Raw genomic sequence first — 17,229 nt, forward strand, 5'->3', positions numbered from 1 at the left:
GAGTGACTGACATGACCGAACGCCCCGTGATCATGGTCGGCTTCGTGCCGGTGGCGGTGACCTCGCTGGCCGAATTCCAGCCCGAGGGCTCCGTGATCGTCGTCGACGAACCCGACGTCATCCGCAAGCGGGAGCTGCGGCCGAAGGCCGACGAGGCCGCCGTGGTCCGCGAGCTGATCGCCTGGGAGTACCAACTCGAAGGCGCCGCCGACGCGTTCTACAACGCCCACCCCGACCTGGACCCGGTCGCCGTCGCCCCGCTCCAGGAGTACGCCACCCCGTTCGCCGCCCGTCTCGCCGAGCGCTACGGCCTGCCCACCGGCGGCTACGGCGCCCTGCGGATCCTGCGCGACAAGGCCCTGCTGCGCAAGGTCAGCGCCTCCGCCGGCATCCTCAACCCCGAGTCGGTGGAGGTCACCTCGCCCGACGAGGTGCGCGCCTTCATGGCCGCCCACCCCGGCCCGGCCGTCCTCAAGCCGGCCAACCGCCAGGCCGCCCTCGGCACCCGCATCCTCGCCTCCGCCGACGAGATCGACGAGGCCTGGGCGGAGACCACCGCCATGGACGAGGGGGTGATGGTCCCCGACCGCGGCATCGAGCTGCGAATGCTCGTCGAGCGGTGCGTGCGGGGCCGCGAGTACAGCGTGGAACTGCTTCTCGAGCGCGGCCGGGTCCTCTTCGGCAACGTCACCGGCAAGGACCTCTACCCCGGCACCCGCCCGGTCGAGCTGGGCCATCTGGTCCCCGCCGACATCCCCGGCGAGCTGGACGCCCTGCTGCGCTCCGAGACCGAGCGCCTGTTGCGGTCGGTCGGCTTCGGCACCGGCATCGCCCACTGCGAGTGGATCGTCGAGGACGGCCGCCCCTACCTGGTCGAGTGCGCGGGCCGCTTCCCGGGCGACGGCATCGTCGACCTCATCGACCGCGCCTACCGCATCGACCTGGTCCGCGCCTTCTGGACCCTGATGAAGGGCGAACCGCTGCCCGTCCAGCTCCCGGCGAAGGCCCCCGGCGCCGCCGCGATCCGCTTCCTGCACACCGGGGAGGCCGGGGTCGTCGAGTCCGTCGCGGGCGTCGAGGAGGCCCGGGAGCTGCCCGGCGTCCAGCTCTGCTCGGTGACCGCGGAGCCCGGTGCCGAGGTGCGCGAGCTGCGCAGTTCCTGGGACCGCATCGGGTCGGCCGTCACGGAGGCCGCCACCGGGGCCGAGGCGCACGCGGCCGCCGTACGGGCGCTGGAGACGGTCGAGGTGAAGGTCCGGCCGGCGCGGGGATGACCCGCGTACCTTGGCCCACAGGAGGGACGACATGGCCACCGTCGAGGACGTACGGCGTCTGGCGCTCGCGCTGCCGCGCACCGAGGAGCACCTGATCCGGGACCGGGTGAAGTTCCGCATCGGCCGGATCGTGTACCTCGCGCTGTCCCGCGACGAGACCACCCTGGGCTTCGCCTTCCCGAAGGAGGAGCGCGCGGCCCTGGTGGCCTCGGAGCCGGAGAAGTTCTCGATGCCCCGCGCGTCCGACCTCCGGTACAACTGGGCCCAGGCCTCCCTGAGCGCCCTGGACCTGCCCGAACTGACGGAACTGGTCACCGAGGCGTGGCGCATGTGCGTGCCCGCGAGGGTCGCCCGCGCCCACCTCGGCCCCGCCCCCGAGCCCCCGCCCCCGCCGCTCCCGCTGGCGCGACTGCGCGCGTCGGCCGAGGTGTTCGCCGCCTATCCGGGCGTCGACCGCACCTGGCTGGAGCTGCGCGAGCTGACCGCGCCGGGACCGGACCTCACCGACCCCGGCCACCGCGCGGCCCTGCACCGCTGGCTCAACTCCTGGGGATGCAGGCTTCCCTACCCCCGCGAGGGCGAGCCGTACGTCCTCGGGGACGGCCTCGCCGCCTGGACCGCCGCACACCCCCTCCCCGGCACCCACCTCGCGGACCTGACCGACCCCGAGATCGACGCCCTGGCCAAGGCCTACGACGACCTCGCGCACCTCCCGGCCACATCCCCGACCCGCCCCCGCACCCTCGGCCCGACGGCCGCCGCGAAGGCGCTGTACGCGCTGCGGCCGCACACCGTCATGCCCTGGGACGCGGCCATCGCCGGCGAGCTCTACGGCGCCCGCGACGGCGCCGCCTTCGCCCGCCACCTGCGCACCGGCCGGGCCTGGGCACGGGCGGTCCTCGCCGAGAGCGGGCTGGACGCCGACGCGCTGGTCGCCGACCTCGGCCGTCCCGCCGTCACCCTGCCGAAGGTCCTCGACGAACACCTGTACGTGACGATCACCCGCCGCACGGGCCGCTGACCCAGCGCCCGTCCCGTCCGAATCCCGACCCCCTCCCCCCGCACGCGTGTGACCATCGTTCGCACGGCCCGCACTGTGAAAGGCACCGAAAACCATGACAGTTGACCAGAGCACCAAGGACAAGGCCCAGCGGCTGCGCGCCCTCGCCGGCGACACCGTCCTCGTGCTGCCGAACGCCTGGGACGCGGGCAGCGCCGCCGTGATCGCCGCCGCCGGCGCCCCGGCCATCGCCACGACCAGCGGCGGTGTCGCCTGGTCCCTCGGCAGGGGCGACGGCCAGCAGGCCACCCGCGACGAGATGCTCGCCGCCGCCGCGCGCATCGTCGCCGCCGTGGACGTCCCGGTGACGGTGGACGTCGAGGGCGGCTACGGAGCGGCCCCGGCCGAGGTCGCGCAGACGGTCGCCGCGGTGGTCGCCGCCGGTGCCGTCGGCATCAACCTGGAGGACTCCAGGGCGGCCGGAGGCCCGCTGTTCACGCCCGAGCAGCAGGCCGAGCGCATCGCCGCCGCCCGCGCCGCCGCCACCGAGGCGGGCCTGCCCGAGCTGGTGATCAACGCCCGTACGGACGTGTACCTGTTCGGCATCGGCGAGGAGTCCGGCCGGCTGGACGACGTCCTCGCCCGCGCCGCCGCCTACGCCGAGGCGGGCGCCGACGGCGTCTTCGTCCCCGGTCTGCTCGACCTGGGCGTCCTCGCCGACCTGTCCGCCCGCTCCCCCCTCCCCGTCAACGCCATGGCGGGCCCCGGCGGCCCGAGCGTCACCGACCTGGCCAAGGCGGGCGTCCGCCGCGTCAGCGTCGGCACGGGCGTGGCCCAGGCCGCGTACACGGCGGCCCGCCGCGCCACCCTGGAACTGCTGAGCACGGGCACGTACGACGAGCTGGACGGCTCGCTGGACTTCTTCCAGATGAACGGCCTGTTCAGCGGCTGAGGACAGCGCGACGTCCCCCGCAACCGGGCGAGGGCAGCGGAAAGAGGGGGCCGGTGACCGGCCCCCTCCCATCCGTGGACGCTCAGCGGGCCGTCGTCCAGTGCGCGACCACCCGGTCCAGCACGTCCAGCGGGAGCGAGCCGTGGCCGAGCACCAGGTCGTGGAAGGCGCGGATGTCGAAGGCGGGGCCCAGCTCCCGCGCGGCCCGGGAGCGCAGGCGCTGGATCTCCAGGCGTCCCGTCATGTACGACAGGGCCTGTCCGGGCCACTCGATGTAGCGGTCGGTCTCGTTCTGGATCTCGACGTCGGCGAGGATGGTGTGCTCGCGCAGGAAGCCGACGGCACGCTCCCGGCCCCAGCCGAAGTGGTGCAGCCCGGTGTCGACGACCAGCCGGGCGGCCCGCAGCGAGTCCATCGCGAGCATGCCGAGCCGGGCCAGCGGCCCCGAGTACAGGCCCATCTCGTCGGCGAGGCGCTCCGCGTACAGGCCCCAGCCCTCGATGTAGGCGTTGATCCAGGCGATGCGCCGCAGCCGGGGCAGCCCGGTCAGCTCCTGTGCGAGGGAGAGCTGCACATGGTGGCCGGGCACGGCCTCGTGGAAGGCGGTGGCCTCGGCGAGCACCCGCGAACGCTCCGTCGCCCGCTCGGTGTTGGCGTGGTAGGTGCCCGGCCGTGACCCGTCCAGGGCGGCCGGCATGTACCAGGCCTGCGGCGCCCCCGGCACCTCCCTGCCGTCCAGCACGCACGCGGCCGCCGGCAGCCGCCCGAACCGCCGGGGCGCGGCCAGCTCGGCCCGGGTGATGGCCGTCCGCGCGGCGGAGAGCATCTCCCCGGCGCCGCTCCACCGCAACCGCACGTCCGACCGCAGCCGTTCACGCACCTCGGCGGCGGTCGGCGAGCCCCCGAACGCCTGCGCCCCGAGCCGCCCGTACTCCTCCTCCAGGCGGGCCAGCAGCTCCACACCGACGTCGTGCAGCTCCTTGGGGGAGCGGTCGGTGGTGGTGTGCACGCGGGCGAGGGTGGCGTAGTGCTCCTCGCCGTCCGGCAGGTGGCACAGCCCGGGCCGCTCCCGCGGCCGCCCCCGCGGCGCGAGTTCACGGGCGAGTACGTCCCGGTAGGCGGCGAACGCCGGCCGCACCCGCTCGTCGATCAGCCGGTCCCGCTCGGCGTGGTGCCGCTCCCCGAGCGGTACGGCGCGCAGCGGGTCGCCGTCCGGGTCGGAGAGGTAGGCGTCGAGCCGGGAGACCGCCGTACGGACCCGCTCGGCGACCGGCAGCCGCCCGGCCGCAAGCCCCGCGCGATGCCGCTCGGCCGCCCGCGCGAGGTACTCGGGGACGCCCGCGAGCCGCTCCAGGTGCCCGCGCTCCTGTTCCTCGCCCGCCGGACGCACCTCGGGCAGGGAGCCGAGCAGCCGGCCGACCGGTGAGGTCTGGTAGTCGGCGACGGTGTGCTCGACCAGCCGGGTCCCGAGCCGGTCGGCGACGGCCCGCGCCTGCTGGACGACCACGGCCCGGGTCACCTCCTCACCGGCGTCCGCGACCGGCGTCCGCTCCGCCCGCGCGGCGAGCAGCGACGCCCGCTCCCGCAACGCGGACTGCGCCTCCTCGGACGGGTCGGCGAGCCGTCCGACGATCTCCGGGCACCCTTCGAGGGCGTCGTCGAGCGGATCCTCGGCGGCGATGACGGCGACGGCCTCCTCGGCGAGGGCGGCGACCGGCGTCGTGGCGGCCGCCGGGCCGGAGGGAGGGGCGGCGGTGGTGGGGGTGGTCATCCTCGGGAATCTCCTGTCAGGGCGTGGGAACGGCACCGTGCGGTGCCGGATCGGTTTCGTGCGCCGTCGGATCCGGCTGCGCCCGCGCGAACTGCCGCACCAGCGGCGGCAGCCCGTACTGCCCGGCCACGTCCGTCCGCTCCAGGAGCCCGGCGTCGACGAGGGTGTCGAGGAGGTCCTCGACGGGTTCGGCCGCCCGTTCCAGCGAGCGGGCGAGCGCGGTCACGGACTCGTGGGCCACCGTGTCCACGGAAGGGGCGGTCCGGGTCGCCGCGAACCGGCGCAGCACCAGGCGGGCCCACGGGGTGAGCCGGCGGTAGGCGTCGTCGTAGCGCTCGGTGAGGCTCTCGTCGCCGACCCGGAGGCGGGCGAGGAAGTCGTCCCCGGCGACCAGTTGGGCCACCGCCTCGGCGAGCAGGGACTCCGGGCGGGCGGCCAGGCGCCGGGCGGCCAGGGCGAGAGCGAGAGGCAGGTCGCCGCAGGCCTCGGCGAGGACCAGGCCCGCCCGCGGCGCGGAGGCGAGGCGCTCGGCGCCCAGGACGGAGGCGAGGAGCTCCATCGACTCGTCCCGGTCCAGGACGGGCAGCGCCAGCCGCCGTACGCCGTCCAGGCCGAGCAGCCGGGAGCGGGCCGTCAGGACGATCCGGCTGTGCGGGGCGGCCACCAGCAGCTCGCGGACCTGGCGTTCCTGGCGCACACCGTCGAGGACGACCAGCAGCCGCCGCTCGTGCAGCACCGACCGGTACAGGCCCACGCGCGCCGCGGGGTCGTCGGGGACGTGCTCCGGCGCGAGCCCGAGCGCCCGCAGCAGGTTGCCCGCGATGCCGGCCGCGTCCTTGCGCCCGTCGGCGGCCGGGTCGAGGTTCACGTACAGCTGCCCGTCCGGCAGGTCGGCCGCCAGCTCGCGGGCCAGGCGCAGGGCGAACGCCGACTTGCCGACACCGGTCTGGCCGTGGACCAGCAGCGGCGGGACGGGACCGTCGGACAGGGCGGTCAGCACCCGCGCCCGGCTCAACTGCCGGGTCCGGCCGGCCGGCGGGCGCGACTCCATGGGCAGCTGGGCCGGCGTCGGCGGAAGCGCCCGTACGGCGGCCGCCCGCAGCTGTGTCTCCTGCACCCGGTGCACGGCCTGGGCGGCCGGCCGCTCCTCGTCGCCCGCCGCGCACGCGGCCTCCCGCCAGCGCCGCTCCCAGACCGCCCGCTCGCCGCCGCACGCCTCGGCGAAGGCGAGCGCCACCTGAAGGGTCGGCAGCCGGTAGCCGGCCGCCGCGTCCGAGAGCACCGAGGCGGAGAACAGCGCCCGCCTCGCCAGCTCCCGGTAACTGGGCGAGCCCGCGGCGGCCCGGAGCCGGCGCAGCTCCCGGGCGAAGGCGGTGGCCGGTCCGGCGTCCTGTGCCAGCGGCTTCTCCGGTCTGCCCACGCTCATGCTCCTTGGGGGTTCGGTGGCGGTTCGCCGCGGGTTCGCCGCGGGTCTCCGCCGTCTGCTGCCTGCCCCCGCAGGTTCCGGCGGGCCGTTCCCGATCCCCTCCCGGTGCGGTACCGCGAACGCTTCCCGCGGCGTCGGTAGCTCCCCGTACCGTTCTCTTTGCCGAGCGTTGCCGAGCGTTTATGATCCGGCTGGCCCGGATCCCCGGCAGAGGGACGGGACACAGGGGGCGGGGGGAGCCGAATGGTGGTCACGGACGTGGGGAACGGCGGGGGCAGAGTCGCGGACAGCGGCCCGTTCCTCCCGCTGCCGGGGGTCCCGGGCGCGGAGGGCGCCCGTGAGGACCCCGCGCATCCCGCACAGGGACGCTGCTTCCTGCTGCTCGGCCCGCTGGAGGGCTGGTCGGAGGGGACCAGACTGCGGCTGGGCGGGGCCATCCAGGAACGCGTCCTGGCGATGCTGCTGCTCGAACCCGGCCGGCTCGTCCCGGTGCCCCGGCTCGTGGAGGCGGCCTGGGAGGAGAACCCGCCGGCCACGGCCGGCCACCAGGTCCGCAAGGCCGTCGCCGACCTGCGCCGGCGCATCCCCGACGGCAGCGAGGTCATCGTCACCGACGGCCCCGGCTACCGGGCCGCGCTCGCCGGCGTCCGCCTCGACCTGCTGGAGTTCGGCGCCCACCTGCGCGCCGCCGCGGCCGCCGAGTCCGCCGGCCGCGTCCCGGACGCCGTACGGGAACTGACGGCGGCGCTCGCCCTGTGGCGCGGGCCCGTCCTGGCCGGGGCCGGCGGGGCGGTGATCGACGCGGCCGCCGCGGTCCTGGAGGAACGCCGGATCACCGCGGCCGAACAGCTGCTCGGCCTGCGGTTGACGCGCGGAGAAGGCCACACGCTCGTCGCCGACCTGCGGGACCTCGTCGCCGCGCACCCGCTGCGCGAGACCCTCCGCGGCCAGCTCATGCTCGCCCTGTACCGCGCGGGCAGACAGGCGGAGGCGCTGGAGGAGTACGGACGGGTCCGCGCGCTGCTGGTGGAGGAACTCGGGGTCGACCCCGGCCCCCGCCTGGCCAGGCTGTACGAGGACATCCTGCGGGACAGCCCCGACCTGCATCCGGCACCGGTCCCCACCTCTGCAGAACCGTCACTGCGGGGGACCGGGGACGCGGGCGGCGGGGCGGCGGGTCCCGCGTCCGGGGCGCTGCCGGGCAGCGGGGGTGCTGGAGTTGGTGGCGCCGGTGCCGTTTTAAGTGCCGCGAGTGACGTGCACGGCGCCGGCGTCGGGGCCGTCGGGTCGCCCGGGGCGGAGGGAGGCGCCGGGCCGCGCGGCTCCGCCGAGACGGCCGACGGCGCCGGGGCGGCGGGCGGCGCCGGGACCACCCCCGCGGCGGCCGTCGAAGCGTCCGCCGGCACACCCACCCCGCTCCCGCCGGAGGCCCCCTGCACTCTCCCCTACGACCTCTCCGACTTCACCGGCCGGCGCGGTGAGCTCACCCGCATCGTCGAACTGGCCACCGCACCCACCCGCGAGCACCGCTCCCGGATCGTCGCCATCGACGGCATGGGCGGGACCGGCAAGACCTCCCTCGCCGTCCGCGCCGCACACCAGCTCGCCGGCGACTACCCCGACGGCCAGCTCCACCTGGACCTGCGCGGCTTCACGCCCGGCGAGGAGCCGATGCGGCCCGAGAGCGCGCTGGACGTCCTGCTGCGCATGCTCGGCACCCCGGGCGAGCGCATCCCGACGGACCTGCAGAGCCGCGCCGCGCTGTGGCGTTCCTCCCTGGCCGGCCGCCGGCTGCTGCTCCTGCTGGACAACGCCGTCGACGCCGCCCAGCTGCGCCCGCTGATGACCTCCGCCCCCGGCTGCCTGGTGCTGATCACCAGCCGGGCCCGCCTGGTCGACCTCGACGGCGCCTCCTGGCTCTCCCTCGGCCTGCTGCCCCCCGAGGACAGCGCCGAGCTGGTCGCCGAGACGCTGGGCGCCGACCGGGTCGCCGCCGAGCCCGAGGCGGCCGCGGAACTCACCGAACGCTGCGGCCATCTGCCGCTGGCCCTGCGCATCGCCACCGCCCGGCTGCGCAACCGGCCCCGCTGGACCCTGGCCTACCTGGTCGACCGGCTGCGGGACGAGACCCGCCGGATGGTCGAGCTCACGTCCGGCGAGCGGGGCGTCGCCGCCACCCTGCGCCTGTCCTACCTGGCCATGACCGAGCGGCACCGCACCGCGTTCCGGCTGCTGGCGATGCATCCGGGCGCGCGCATCGACCCGCACACCGCGGCCGCCCTGCTGGGCCTGGACCTGTTCGACGCGGAGGACCTCCTGGAGCACCTCCTGGACGTCCATCTGCTCCAGCAGCCCGACATCGGCCAGTACACCTTCCACGACCTGGTGCGCAGTTTCGCCCGTGAGCTGCCCACCTCCGAGGAGGAGACGGCGGCCGTCACCGAACGCCTCCTCGGCTACTACGTGTCGGCCACCGAGGCCGCCTGCCAGGTCCTCTTCCCGGGCCGCAAGCAGCACCCGGCGGAGCTCACGCCGTACGAGGGGGAACTGCCCCCGCTGGCCGACGCGGCCGCCGCCCGCCGCTGGTTCGTCCTGGAGCACGAGGGCCTGATCGCGGCGACCGGACTGGCCTACGGGCGCGGACTCGACCGCCACACCGCCGTGCTCGCCCGCAACCTGGTCTTCCACCTCAACGCCCGCGGCCACTTCGCCGAGTACGCGGACGTCGCCCGCACCGCCACGGCCGCCGCCCGCCGCACCGGCGACCTGTGGCTGCTCAGCAGCACCCTGTCGAACCTGGGCGTGGCCTGCTGGAAGCTGGGCCTGCTGGAGGAGGGCATCGACACGGTCACGGAGGCCCGCGAGGTGGCCGTCCAGGCCGGCAACCGCCTCACCGAGGCGCACGCCGACAGCGTCCTCGGCATCCTGCACGCCACCCGCGCGGGCTATGAACCCGCCCTGTTCCACCTGCGCCGCTCGTTGTCCCTGGCCCGGGAACTGGGCGCCGAACGCAACCAGGCGGACGTCCTGTGCACCCTCAGCACGGTCTACGAGGAGCTGGGCCGTCACGCCGACGCGGCCGAGGCCGCCCGGGAGGCCGCCGGGATCTCCCTGCGCCTCGGCTACCTCAACAACCAGGTGACCTCCCTGACGGACCTCGCCTTCGCCGAGGTCGGCCTGGGCGACGCGACCGCCGCCGGGGACAGCCTGGCCCGGGCCCGCGCGCTGTGCGACGAACGGGTCCCGACGGGGGACACGGCCCTGTTGCTCGCCCTGTCCGCCCGGGTCGCCCAGCTCCTCGGCGACACCGGGGCCGGCCACGGCTTCGCCGCCCGGGCCCTCGCCCTCGCCGCCGAGACGGACGCCCCGCTGCGCCGCGCCAAGACCCAGAACGTCGTCGCCCGCTTCCACTTCCACGCCGGCGCGTACGACACGGCCCGCGCCCTGCACGAGCAGGCCCTCCGCAGCACCACGGAGGCCAGGCTGGGCGCGGAGGAGTGGCACGCCCTGTCGGGCATGGCGAGCGCGGCGCGGGAGCTCGGCGACCCGGCGGCGAGCAGCCACCGGGCGGCCGCCGTCGACCTGCTGGCCCGGCTGGGCCTGGACCGGCCACCGACGGAACGCTGAGCGCTTTCGTCCCCCGGGACGACCGCCTCGACCGGAGAACCCCCGTCCAGGACGAGTGCCGTCCCCGAGGATCCCCGTCCAGGGAGAAGACCCGCAACAGGAGAACCCCCGCCCAGGGAGAAGACCCGCGACCGGAGAACCCCCGCCAGGACAGAGGCCCGCGACCGGAGAACCCCCGCCAGGACAGAGGCCCGCGACCGGAGAACCCCTGTCCCAGGACAAGAGGCCCGCGGAAGGAGAACCCCCGCGACGCGAGGACGCCCCGCCCGGGTGACCGGGCGGGGCGTCCTTGGTGTGTCGCGGGGCGCGTTACGGCTTCACCGTGTGCGGACCGACGTCGCTGGCGAGCACCTGGTGCGCGGGGGTCGCGGCCGGCGCGTCCGTGAGGGCCGCCGCCGAGCCCAGTCCGAGCGCCATTGCCAGTGCCGCGAACATCCCGATCAGTGCCGCTGCGTTCTTGCGCATGTTCCCGTCCCCCAGGGGTGGTTGCGGTGGCCGGCAGTGCTGCCCGCTCTCGACATCGGCGATGTTTCCGGCGGCGGTTCCCGATCCGGTCCCTTCTCGTTCCCACCCGCCCGGGAACCGTTACCGCTGCTCAGAGCCCTCCGTCGGCGCATCCCGCGATCCGCGGCCCGTCCGGGGTGAGCACGGTGTCGGTCCGCAGCGCCCCCTCGGAGAAGCCGGCGAGGTCGAGCAGTTCCCGTACGCAGGAGCGCACCCGGGGCACCTCCTCGGGCGCCTCGGGCGGACCGGAGCCCTCCCGCACCACGCTCAGCACGTGGTGCATCGCGCCCAGCGAGAGGGTCTCCACCCGGTAGCGGGGCCCCGGGAGCAGTTCCTCGACGAGGTGGGGGCCGTCGACCGCGCCCTTGGCCCACAGGGCGAGCGCCTCCGGGTCCCGCACGACGACGGGTTCGCCCCAGTCCCCCGTGCCGTCACGGGACTTGATGACGACGGGCAGCCCGATACGTTCGGCGGCGGCCCTGGCCCGGCCGACGACGCCGGCCTCCTCGGACCGCACCGGCGGCCAGGAACCCCCGAGCAGCAGCCGCCGCAACGCCACGGGATCCTTCAGCCGCTCGGCGGCCGGGTCCCGCCACAGCACCCCGTCCCGCTCCCGCCGCACCCGCCGTACGACGCCCCGGACACCGTCGCCGGCCCCCGGCCCGCACACGACCTGCCCGATCCCGTACCGCCGCACGAGCCCGGTCAGCAGGCCGTGCAGGGTCCCGTCGGCGACCGCGTCCGGTCCGGCGACGAACAACCGGTCCAGAGGCACCGTCGCCGGCAGCGCGTCCCGCGGCTCCACCACCACCCACAGGTCGAACCCGGCGGTCACGGCCGACCGCACGAGCTCCTCCCCGGGCGCCACCAACAGCATCCTTTGCGCAACGCTCGCCACGGCTTCTCTCTCCCGCCGATCCGCTCGAACGCCGCCAGGCTCCCGCCGCCGCTTCCTGTTCACCTCCCGGCCCGTTCCCAGGCCACCGGGCGGGCGCCGGCCTCCGGAACGCAGAACACCCCCTGAACCGTGTCTCCACGGTTCAGGGGGTGTTGTCAGCGGTAGCGGAGGGATTTGAACCCTCGGTGACTTGCGCCACACTCGCTTTCGAGGCGAGCTCCTTCGGCCGCTCGGACACGCTACCGAGGGAGACCTTACAGCACGCCGGGCGCTGCTCCGAAATCCGTTTCCGGCGGGGTTCCCGGCGAGACCTCAGCGGGAGCGGAAGAACTCGGTGAGCAGCTGCGCGCAGGCGCCCGCGAGGACGCCCTCGATCACCTCGGGCCGGTGGTTGAGCCTGCGGTCGCGGACGACGTCCCAGAGGGAGCCGGCCGCTCCCGCCTTGTCGTCGCGGGCGCCGTAGACCACGCGGTCCACCCGGGACTGGACGAGGGCGCCCGCGCACATCGTGCAGGGCTCCAGCGTGACGACGAGTGTGCAGCCGGTCAGCCGCCACTCGCCCGCCGGCCGTCCGCCGGCCGCGCCGGTCGCCGCCGTGTCCCTCAGCCGCGCGGCGGCCCTTCGCAGGGCGAGGATCTCCGCGTGGGCCGTCGGGTCGCCGCCGGCCTCGCGCTCGTTGTGGCCGGTCGCGAGGACCGTCGTGCCGTCGGCGGCCAGCACGACGGCGCCGACGGGGACGTCGCCGCCCCGGCCGGCCTGGACGGCTTCTTCCAGGGCGAGCCGCATCGCGGCCCGCCAGCGGTCGCGTACGGGGTCGGGCGCCTCGGCGGTCCGACCCGGGTCGGGTGCGGTCAGCGGACGGTCTCCAGGACCTCCGAGGCGCCCAGGGCCTCGGCGATCTCGGTGAGCGCGTCCGTCGACAGCGACTTCAGCTCCTTCTCGCCGACGCCGAGGTCGTCGAGGATGGCGGGGTCACCGACCGGGCCGTGCGGCACGGCCTCGGCGGCGGCGGAGCCGTCGTCCTCGTCGGCGTCGTCGTCCTCGCCGTCCTCGGTGCCGTCGAGGTCGAGGGAGTCGAGGTCGTCCTCGGCGTCCGCGTCCCGGCCGAGCAGTTCGTCGGTGAGCAGGATCTCGCCGTACGAGCTGCGGGCGGCAGCGGCGGCGTCCGAGACGAAGATGCGAGGGTCGTCCTCGCCGTCGACGCGGACCACGCCGAACCACGAGTCCTCCTGCTCGATCAGCACGAGCACCGTGTCCTCGTCGGGAGAGGCTTCCCGGGCCAGGTCGGCCAGATCCGACAGGGTCTCCACATCGTCGAGCTCTGTGTCGCTCGCTTCCCACCCGTCTTCGGTGCGCGCGAGCAGTGCGGCGAAGTACACCGTGACTCTCCCACTGGTCATAGGCGTGCCGGTTGGGGGTCCCCCCGGCGGAGGTTACGGGCGGAGAGAGCTGTGCTCCGAGCCCCACCCACTCGGAATCGTGGCAGAAACAAGGCGTTCAGGGGACGTCTTCCGCTCCCTGTGTCCGGCAGTTTTGATCGCGGGCCAGTGCGTCCGTCCGCCAGCAACCCACCAGCGCACTCGTTGCCGCCACCTGCGGATCGTACGCGGCTTTCCCGTGTGTCCACGCACGCCCACCCCCCGCAACGCCCGTGACGACGGCGATCTTTCCCGTGGCGGCAACGGGCGGGCGGCTACCAGCGGAACGTGCGCATACGCATCGCGTGTCGCAGGCGCGCCGTCTTCGCCCGGCGCGGCTGGACGCGGTCGCGCAGCTCCCGGGCCTCGGCGAGTTCGCGCAGGAACTGGGCGCGTCGCCGACGGCGCTCGGCTTCGGTCTCCTGTACCTCGTCCGCATCGCTCGCCTCGCGGTCAGGCAGGTCAGCCATAGGTCCACCACCCCGGTCCGTCCTCACCACCTTCCCTCCGACGGGGGGATTGATGCCAGCGAACGGCCCAATCGAGGGGGAAAGGGTCACTGTGTGTGCGGACACCGGGCAGGTTCGGCCCGGTTACTGTTGTGGACATGCGTCTCCACGTCGTCGACCACCCCCTGGTCGCCCACAAACTCACCACGCTGCGCGACCGGCGCACGGACTCCGCGACCTTCCGCCGTCTCGCCGACGAGCTGGTCACCCTGCTGGCCTACGAGGCCACGCGTGACGTGCGCACCGAGCAGGTCGACATCACCACGCCGGTCGCCGGGACCACCGGCGTCAAGCTCTCCCACCCGCGCCCGCTGGTGGTGCCGATCCTGCGGGCCGGCCTCGGCATGCTGGACGGCATGGTGCGGCTGCTGCCGACCGCCGAGGTGGGCTTCCTGGGCATGATCCGCAACGAGCAGACGCTGGAGGCCTCCACGTACGCCACGCGCATGCCGGAAGACCTGTCCGGCCGGCAGGTGTACGTCCTCGACCCGATGCTGGCCACCGGTGGCACGCTGGTCGCGGCGATCCGCGAGCTGATCAGGCGCGGCGCGGACGACGTCACCGCGGTGGTGCTGCTCGCCGCTCCGGAGGGCGTGGAGATCATGGAGCGGGAGCTGGCGGGCACCCCGGTCACGGTGGTCACGGCAGCGGTCGACGACCACCTCAACGAGCACGGCTACATCGTCCCGGGCCTGGGCGACGCGGGCGACCGCCTGTACGGGGCGGCCGAGTAGGCGGTCCGGCGTTGCGCCGGGGCCTGACTCCCCGTTCGGGGCCGGCCCCGGGGCGGCCGCGCGTGCGGACCCGCCAACGGCGGGATCCGTACGACGTCAGGCCCTAACAGCCCTTCTTCGCCGACGCCGTCGGCTGTGGTGCCGTCAGGGTGGTCAGCGCCTTGGTGGCGTCCGCCGGGCTGGTCAGCGCCTTGAAGCCGTCGCCGATGATCAGATCGATCGCGGCGCCCGTGCGGGCGGCGTCCGTACGGCGCTCGGCGGTGGTGAGCTGGGTCGCGAGGACGGGCAGCGAGGTGTTCAGGGAGGACGCCGGGCCGAGCAGCACGCCGGTGCCGGTGACCTTCTTGTCGTACTGCTTGCTCGCGTTGCCCACCTCCCCGATGCGGAAGCCGCGCTTCGCCAGCTCGTCCGCGGTGGTCTTGGCGAGGCCGCTGCGGGTGGTGGCGTTGAAGACGTTCACGGTGATCTGCGCGGGCCGGGGCAGCGCGGCCGGGGAGGCGGTGGCCGCCGGGCTCGACCTGGCCGTGCAGGACGCCTTGGACCCGCCCGCCGAGGCCTTGCCCCCACCGCCGGTGAAGACGTCGATGAGCTGCAGCGTTCCCCAGCCGGCCACCCCGATCACGGCCGCGCAGCCGACCGTGACGACGACCAGTCGTGCTCGCCGCCGGGGAGGGCGCATCCGGGGGTACTTGTCCCCCGTGATCCGGTACTTGCCGCCCATGCCGGGGGGAGTCAGCATGCTCATGAGCGCAGCGTAGTGGCACCGGGCGGCCGTGCCTACTAGATGATCATTCGACGCCGTGAGGAAGACCCGAAAGGGCCAAGGGCGTCATGGACGGATGTCCGGGCGTGCGGGACGCCGGGGCGGGGTCCACACGCGGCCGAGGCGGACGTGCGAGCCGCCGAGATCGGTGCGCTTGCGGCCGGGACCGGTGTGCGCGCCGTCGGGGCCGGTTGGCGTGCCGCCGGGGCGGATCGGCCCGGGCCCGAGGGCGAGCCCGGTCGTATCCGGGCGGGCCGGACCCTCAGTCCAGTTCCAGCACCCGTGCGTGCAGTACCTGCCGCTGCTGCAGGGCGGCGCGGACGGCGCGGTGGAGGCCGTCCTCCAGGTAGAGGTCGCCCTGCCACTTCACCACGTGGGCGAAGAGGTCGCCGTAGAACGTGGAGTCCTCGGCGAGGAGCGTTTCCAGGTCGAGCTGCTGCTTGGTGGTCACCAGCTGATCGAGGCGGACCGGGCGCGGCGCGACGTCCGCCCACTGCCGGGTGCTTTCCCGGCCGTGGTCGGGGTACGGCCGGCCGTTTCCGATGCGCTTGAAGATCACACGGAAAGCCTACCGGTCCAGACGTTCCGGGCGCAGCCATGGCGGCCGAGTGCGGCGCCGGAAAAGATGTTGTGAAAAGGGGCAAAAGGGGAGCGAGGGGCTTCGAGTGCGCCTGCCGGCCGGTGCCTGAGGGATCACCGCCGGGTGCGTCGGCACCGGCCCCGCCCTCGAACTCGGCGTCCTCATCGCGGACGTCCTCGGCCCGGTCTTCCGCTGCGCCGACCGGAAGGGGCGGGATCCGCTCCAAGGACACCGGGTGTTCTTCGTCACGTACTGCTCCTCACCGGCCTCCGCGTCGGCGAGGCCGTCGTCGCCGGCGGATTGCACAGACTGTCGTCGCCGACGGATATGCACAGACTGTGGACAGGGGGTCGGTGCGGGAGAGGCCGGCGGCGCGCGGCTCGGCGGGGAGAGCACCTACTCCCTCTAGCGCACGGCGGAGGCGGTGGCGCCGCCTCCGCCGGTCCGTCAGCGGCCCCGGTCGTCCTTCGGGGCCTGCCGCGGCTTCTCCTGGTCGGTGGCCTTCATGTGCGGTTTCGGCGCGCTGCGCGCGGCCTCCGCGCGCAGCAGGGCGCGCAGGACCGCGTAGGGGTCGTTGGGCATGGCAGTTTCCCTCGCATGGTGCTTCGCGTGTTCCTTGTGGTGTCCTGACGGGCCTCTTCGCGGGGCGGGTCAGCAGCGCAGGACCACGCAGCGCAGGGCGTCCGGGCGGTACGGCGACGCGTGCGGCACGGGAAGGGGGCGGCCCGGGGGGACGGCGGGCGCCGGGGGCCGGCCGGGCGCGGGGCGCGGCGGCGGTGCGAGCGTGCGGTGGGAGCCGCTCCCGGTGGGCCGCAGGGCGGTGTCCAGGGAGTCGTACTCGACGATCTCCGCGGCGGCCACCGGCGGCGTCGAGGCCGCCTCGGCGGGCCGGCCCGGCAGCAGTACGGCGAGCAGCAGCACGACCGCCCGCAGCCAGATGTGGCCGAGCGGGAGGGTGCGCGTGCTGCTCATGGAAGGTCATCTCCCCGCGACACGCCGGGCGTTCAGCACGGTGGGGGTGAGAATCGCCCGTTCGGCCCACGGTTCACAGCGTGCGGGGGACCTGCCGGGACCGGCCGCGGATGCGCAGCGCGGTGACGATCTCCACGACGCCGACCACCACCAGCCAGATCCCGCCGACGAGGGTGAGCACGGCGACCGACGCGAACGGCCAGTCGATCATCACGATCCCGCCGACGAAGGTGACGACCCCGAGGAAGATCTGCCAGCCGCGCGCGGGCATGCCCCGGTCGGAGGCGGCGGCCAGGGTCTGGGTGATCCCGCGGATCAGCCAGCCGACGCCGATCCACAGGGCCAGCAGCAGGATCGACTGCATAGGGCCGCGGAAACAGAGCAGGCCCAGCAGGAGCGACAGGGCGCCGCTGATGAAGGCGAGGACGCGCAGGGAGGTCGTCCTGTGGGTGCCGAAGGCCGACACGAGGTGGAAGGCGCCGCTGAGCACGAGGTAGAGCCCGAAGAGGACACCGACCGCGAACAGGGAGGCGCCCGGCCAGGCCAGCACCAGGATTCCGAGGAGCAGGGAGGCGACGCCGGCGCCCAGGACGACCTGCCAGGCCGCGCGGGACAGGGCGTGCAGGGGCCCCTCGAGGGGCGGCTCGGGCTCGTGCCCGTGCGGTGGGGCGGCTGCCGGGGCGTGCTGAGCGTGGTGAGCGTGGACCTTGCGGTCGTCGTACTCCGGGCCCCAGGGGGAGCCGGTCGGTGGCTCGGTCATGGTTCATGCTCGGACCGGGCCGTAGCCGCCCGCCACCCGGA

General features: G+C 74.9%; 17 protein-coding genes and 1 tRNA gene. 5 read left to right on the forward strand and 13 right to left on the reverse strand.

The features are described 5' to 3' along the window. Positions 1-11: 11 nt before the first annotated feature. The 3 genes from ACIHAR_RS35865 to ACIHAR_RS35875 all read left to right on the forward strand — a co-directional run bounded on the left by ACIHAR_RS35865 (position 12) and on the right by ACIHAR_RS35875 (position 3,226). Positions 12-1,274, forward strand: a complete 1,263-nt coding sequence (locus ACIHAR_RS35865; protein ID WP_400023397.1) for an ATP-grasp domain-containing protein — start codon at positions 12-14, stop codon at positions 1,272-1,274. A gap of 31 nt (positions 1,275-1,305) precedes the next feature. After that, positions 1,306-2,295: an MmcQ/YjbR family DNA-binding protein gene (locus ACIHAR_RS35870; RefSeq protein ID WP_365465619.1), complete on the forward strand. Its 990-nt coding sequence runs from the start codon at positions 1,306-1,308 to the stop codon at positions 2,293-2,295. Positions 2,296-2,389: 94 nt separating this feature from the next. Next, on the forward strand, positions 2,390-3,226 hold the full coding sequence (locus tag ACIHAR_RS35875; protein ID WP_400023399.1) for an isocitrate lyase/phosphoenolpyruvate mutase family protein: 837 nt from the start codon (positions 2,390-2,392) through the stop codon (positions 3,224-3,226). Positions 3,227-3,308: 82 nt separating this feature from the next. Here the strand turns inward: ACIHAR_RS35875 and ACIHAR_RS35880 are convergent, their stop codons facing one another. Both ACIHAR_RS35880 and ACIHAR_RS35885 read right to left on the reverse strand, forming a co-directional pair. Beyond that, positions 3,309-4,997: a DUF885 domain-containing protein gene (locus tag ACIHAR_RS35880; protein WP_400023400.1), complete on the reverse strand. Its 1,689-nt coding sequence runs from the start codon at positions 4,995-4,997 to the stop codon at positions 3,309-3,311. A 16-nt stretch (positions 4,998-5,013) separates the two neighbouring features. After that, the gene (locus ACIHAR_RS35885) at positions 5,014-6,423 is read right to left on the reverse strand and encodes an NB-ARC domain-containing protein (protein ID WP_400023401.1); all 1,410 of its coding nucleotides are present in this window, start codon (positions 6,421-6,423) and stop codon (positions 5,014-5,016) included. A 243-nt stretch (positions 6,424-6,666) separates the two neighbouring features. Here ACIHAR_RS35885 and ACIHAR_RS35890 point away from each other — a divergent pair, with 243 nt between their 5' ends. Continuing rightward, positions 6,667-10,050 carry an AfsR/SARP family transcriptional regulator gene (locus ACIHAR_RS35890; protein ID WP_400023403.1) on the forward strand — a complete coding sequence of 1,128 codons (3,384 nt, stop codon included), beginning with the start codon at positions 6,667-6,669 and terminating at the stop codon, positions 10,048-10,050. 309 nt (positions 10,051-10,359) lie between these two features. Here the strand turns inward: ACIHAR_RS35890 and ACIHAR_RS35895 are convergent, their stop codons facing one another. From ACIHAR_RS35895 to ACIHAR_RS35920, 6 genes are all read right to left on the reverse strand, one after another. After that, complete coding sequence (locus tag ACIHAR_RS35895) at positions 10,360-10,515, reverse strand: hypothetical protein (protein ID WP_365465634.1); 156 nt, start codon at positions 10,513-10,515, stop codon at positions 10,360-10,362. A gap of 130 nt (positions 10,516-10,645) precedes the next feature. After that, complete coding sequence (locus ACIHAR_RS35900) at positions 10,646-11,422, reverse strand: hypothetical protein (RefSeq protein WP_400023406.1); 777 nt, start codon at positions 11,420-11,422, stop codon at positions 10,646-10,648. Between the two features lie 189 nt (positions 11,423-11,611). Beyond that, positions 11,612-11,696, reverse strand: a tRNA-Ser gene (locus ACIHAR_RS35905). Positions 11,697-11,764: 68 nt separating this feature from the next. Next, positions 11,765-12,238 carry a tRNA adenosine(34) deaminase TadA gene (gene tadA / locus ACIHAR_RS35910; protein ID WP_365465639.1) on the reverse strand — a complete coding sequence of 158 codons (474 nt, stop codon included), beginning with the start codon at positions 12,236-12,238 and terminating at the stop codon, positions 11,765-11,767. A 65-nt stretch (positions 12,239-12,303) separates the two neighbouring features. Then, positions 12,304-12,831, reverse strand: coding sequence for a hypothetical protein (locus ACIHAR_RS35915; protein WP_400023417.1), 528 nt, complete (start codon positions 12,829-12,831; stop codon positions 12,304-12,306). A 314-nt stretch (positions 12,832-13,145) separates the two neighbouring features. Then, a complete protein-coding gene (locus ACIHAR_RS35920) occupies positions 13,146-13,340 on the reverse strand; it encodes a hypothetical protein (protein ID WP_365465642.1) in 195 nt (64 codons plus the stop codon). Between the two features lie 137 nt (positions 13,341-13,477). On the opposite strand from ACIHAR_RS35920, the gene upp reads away from it, so the two are divergent. Beyond that, complete coding sequence (upp, locus tag ACIHAR_RS35925) at positions 13,478-14,113, forward strand: uracil phosphoribosyltransferase (protein WP_365465645.1); 636 nt, start codon at positions 13,478-13,480, stop codon at positions 14,111-14,113. 103 nt (positions 14,114-14,216) lie between these two features. Here the strand turns inward: upp and ACIHAR_RS35930 are convergent, their stop codons facing one another. The 5 genes from ACIHAR_RS35930 to ACIHAR_RS35950 form a co-directional block, all read right to left on the reverse strand. After that, entirely contained in the window at positions 14,217-14,834 is a 618-nt protein-coding gene (locus ACIHAR_RS35930; protein WP_400023419.1) for a LytR C-terminal domain-containing protein, read from the reverse strand. A gap of 304 nt (positions 14,835-15,138) precedes the next feature. After that, positions 15,139-15,435 carry a type II toxin-antitoxin system VapB family antitoxin gene (locus tag ACIHAR_RS35935; protein WP_004943146.1) on the reverse strand — a complete coding sequence of 99 codons (297 nt, stop codon included), beginning with the start codon at positions 15,433-15,435 and terminating at the stop codon, positions 15,139-15,141. 468 nt (positions 15,436-15,903) lie between these two features. Beyond that, a complete protein-coding gene (locus ACIHAR_RS35940; protein WP_365465648.1) occupies positions 15,904-16,038 on the reverse strand; it encodes a hypothetical protein in 135 nt (44 codons plus the stop codon). Between the two features lie 69 nt (positions 16,039-16,107). Further along, positions 16,108-16,428: a hypothetical protein gene (locus ACIHAR_RS35945; protein WP_400023410.1), complete on the reverse strand. Its 321-nt coding sequence runs from the start codon at positions 16,426-16,428 to the stop codon at positions 16,108-16,110. A 73-nt stretch (positions 16,429-16,501) separates the two neighbouring features. Continuing rightward, positions 16,502-17,188 carry an HdeD family acid-resistance protein gene (locus ACIHAR_RS35950; RefSeq protein ID WP_365465654.1) on the reverse strand — a complete coding sequence of 229 codons (687 nt, stop codon included), beginning with the start codon at positions 17,186-17,188 and terminating at the stop codon, positions 16,502-16,504. Positions 17,189-17,229 lie beyond the last annotated feature (41 nt).

The organism is Streptomyces sp. NPDC052016 (assembly GCF_044548445.1).
Taxonomy (GTDB): Bacteria; Actinomycetota; Actinomycetes; order Streptomycetales; family Streptomycetaceae; genus Streptomyces.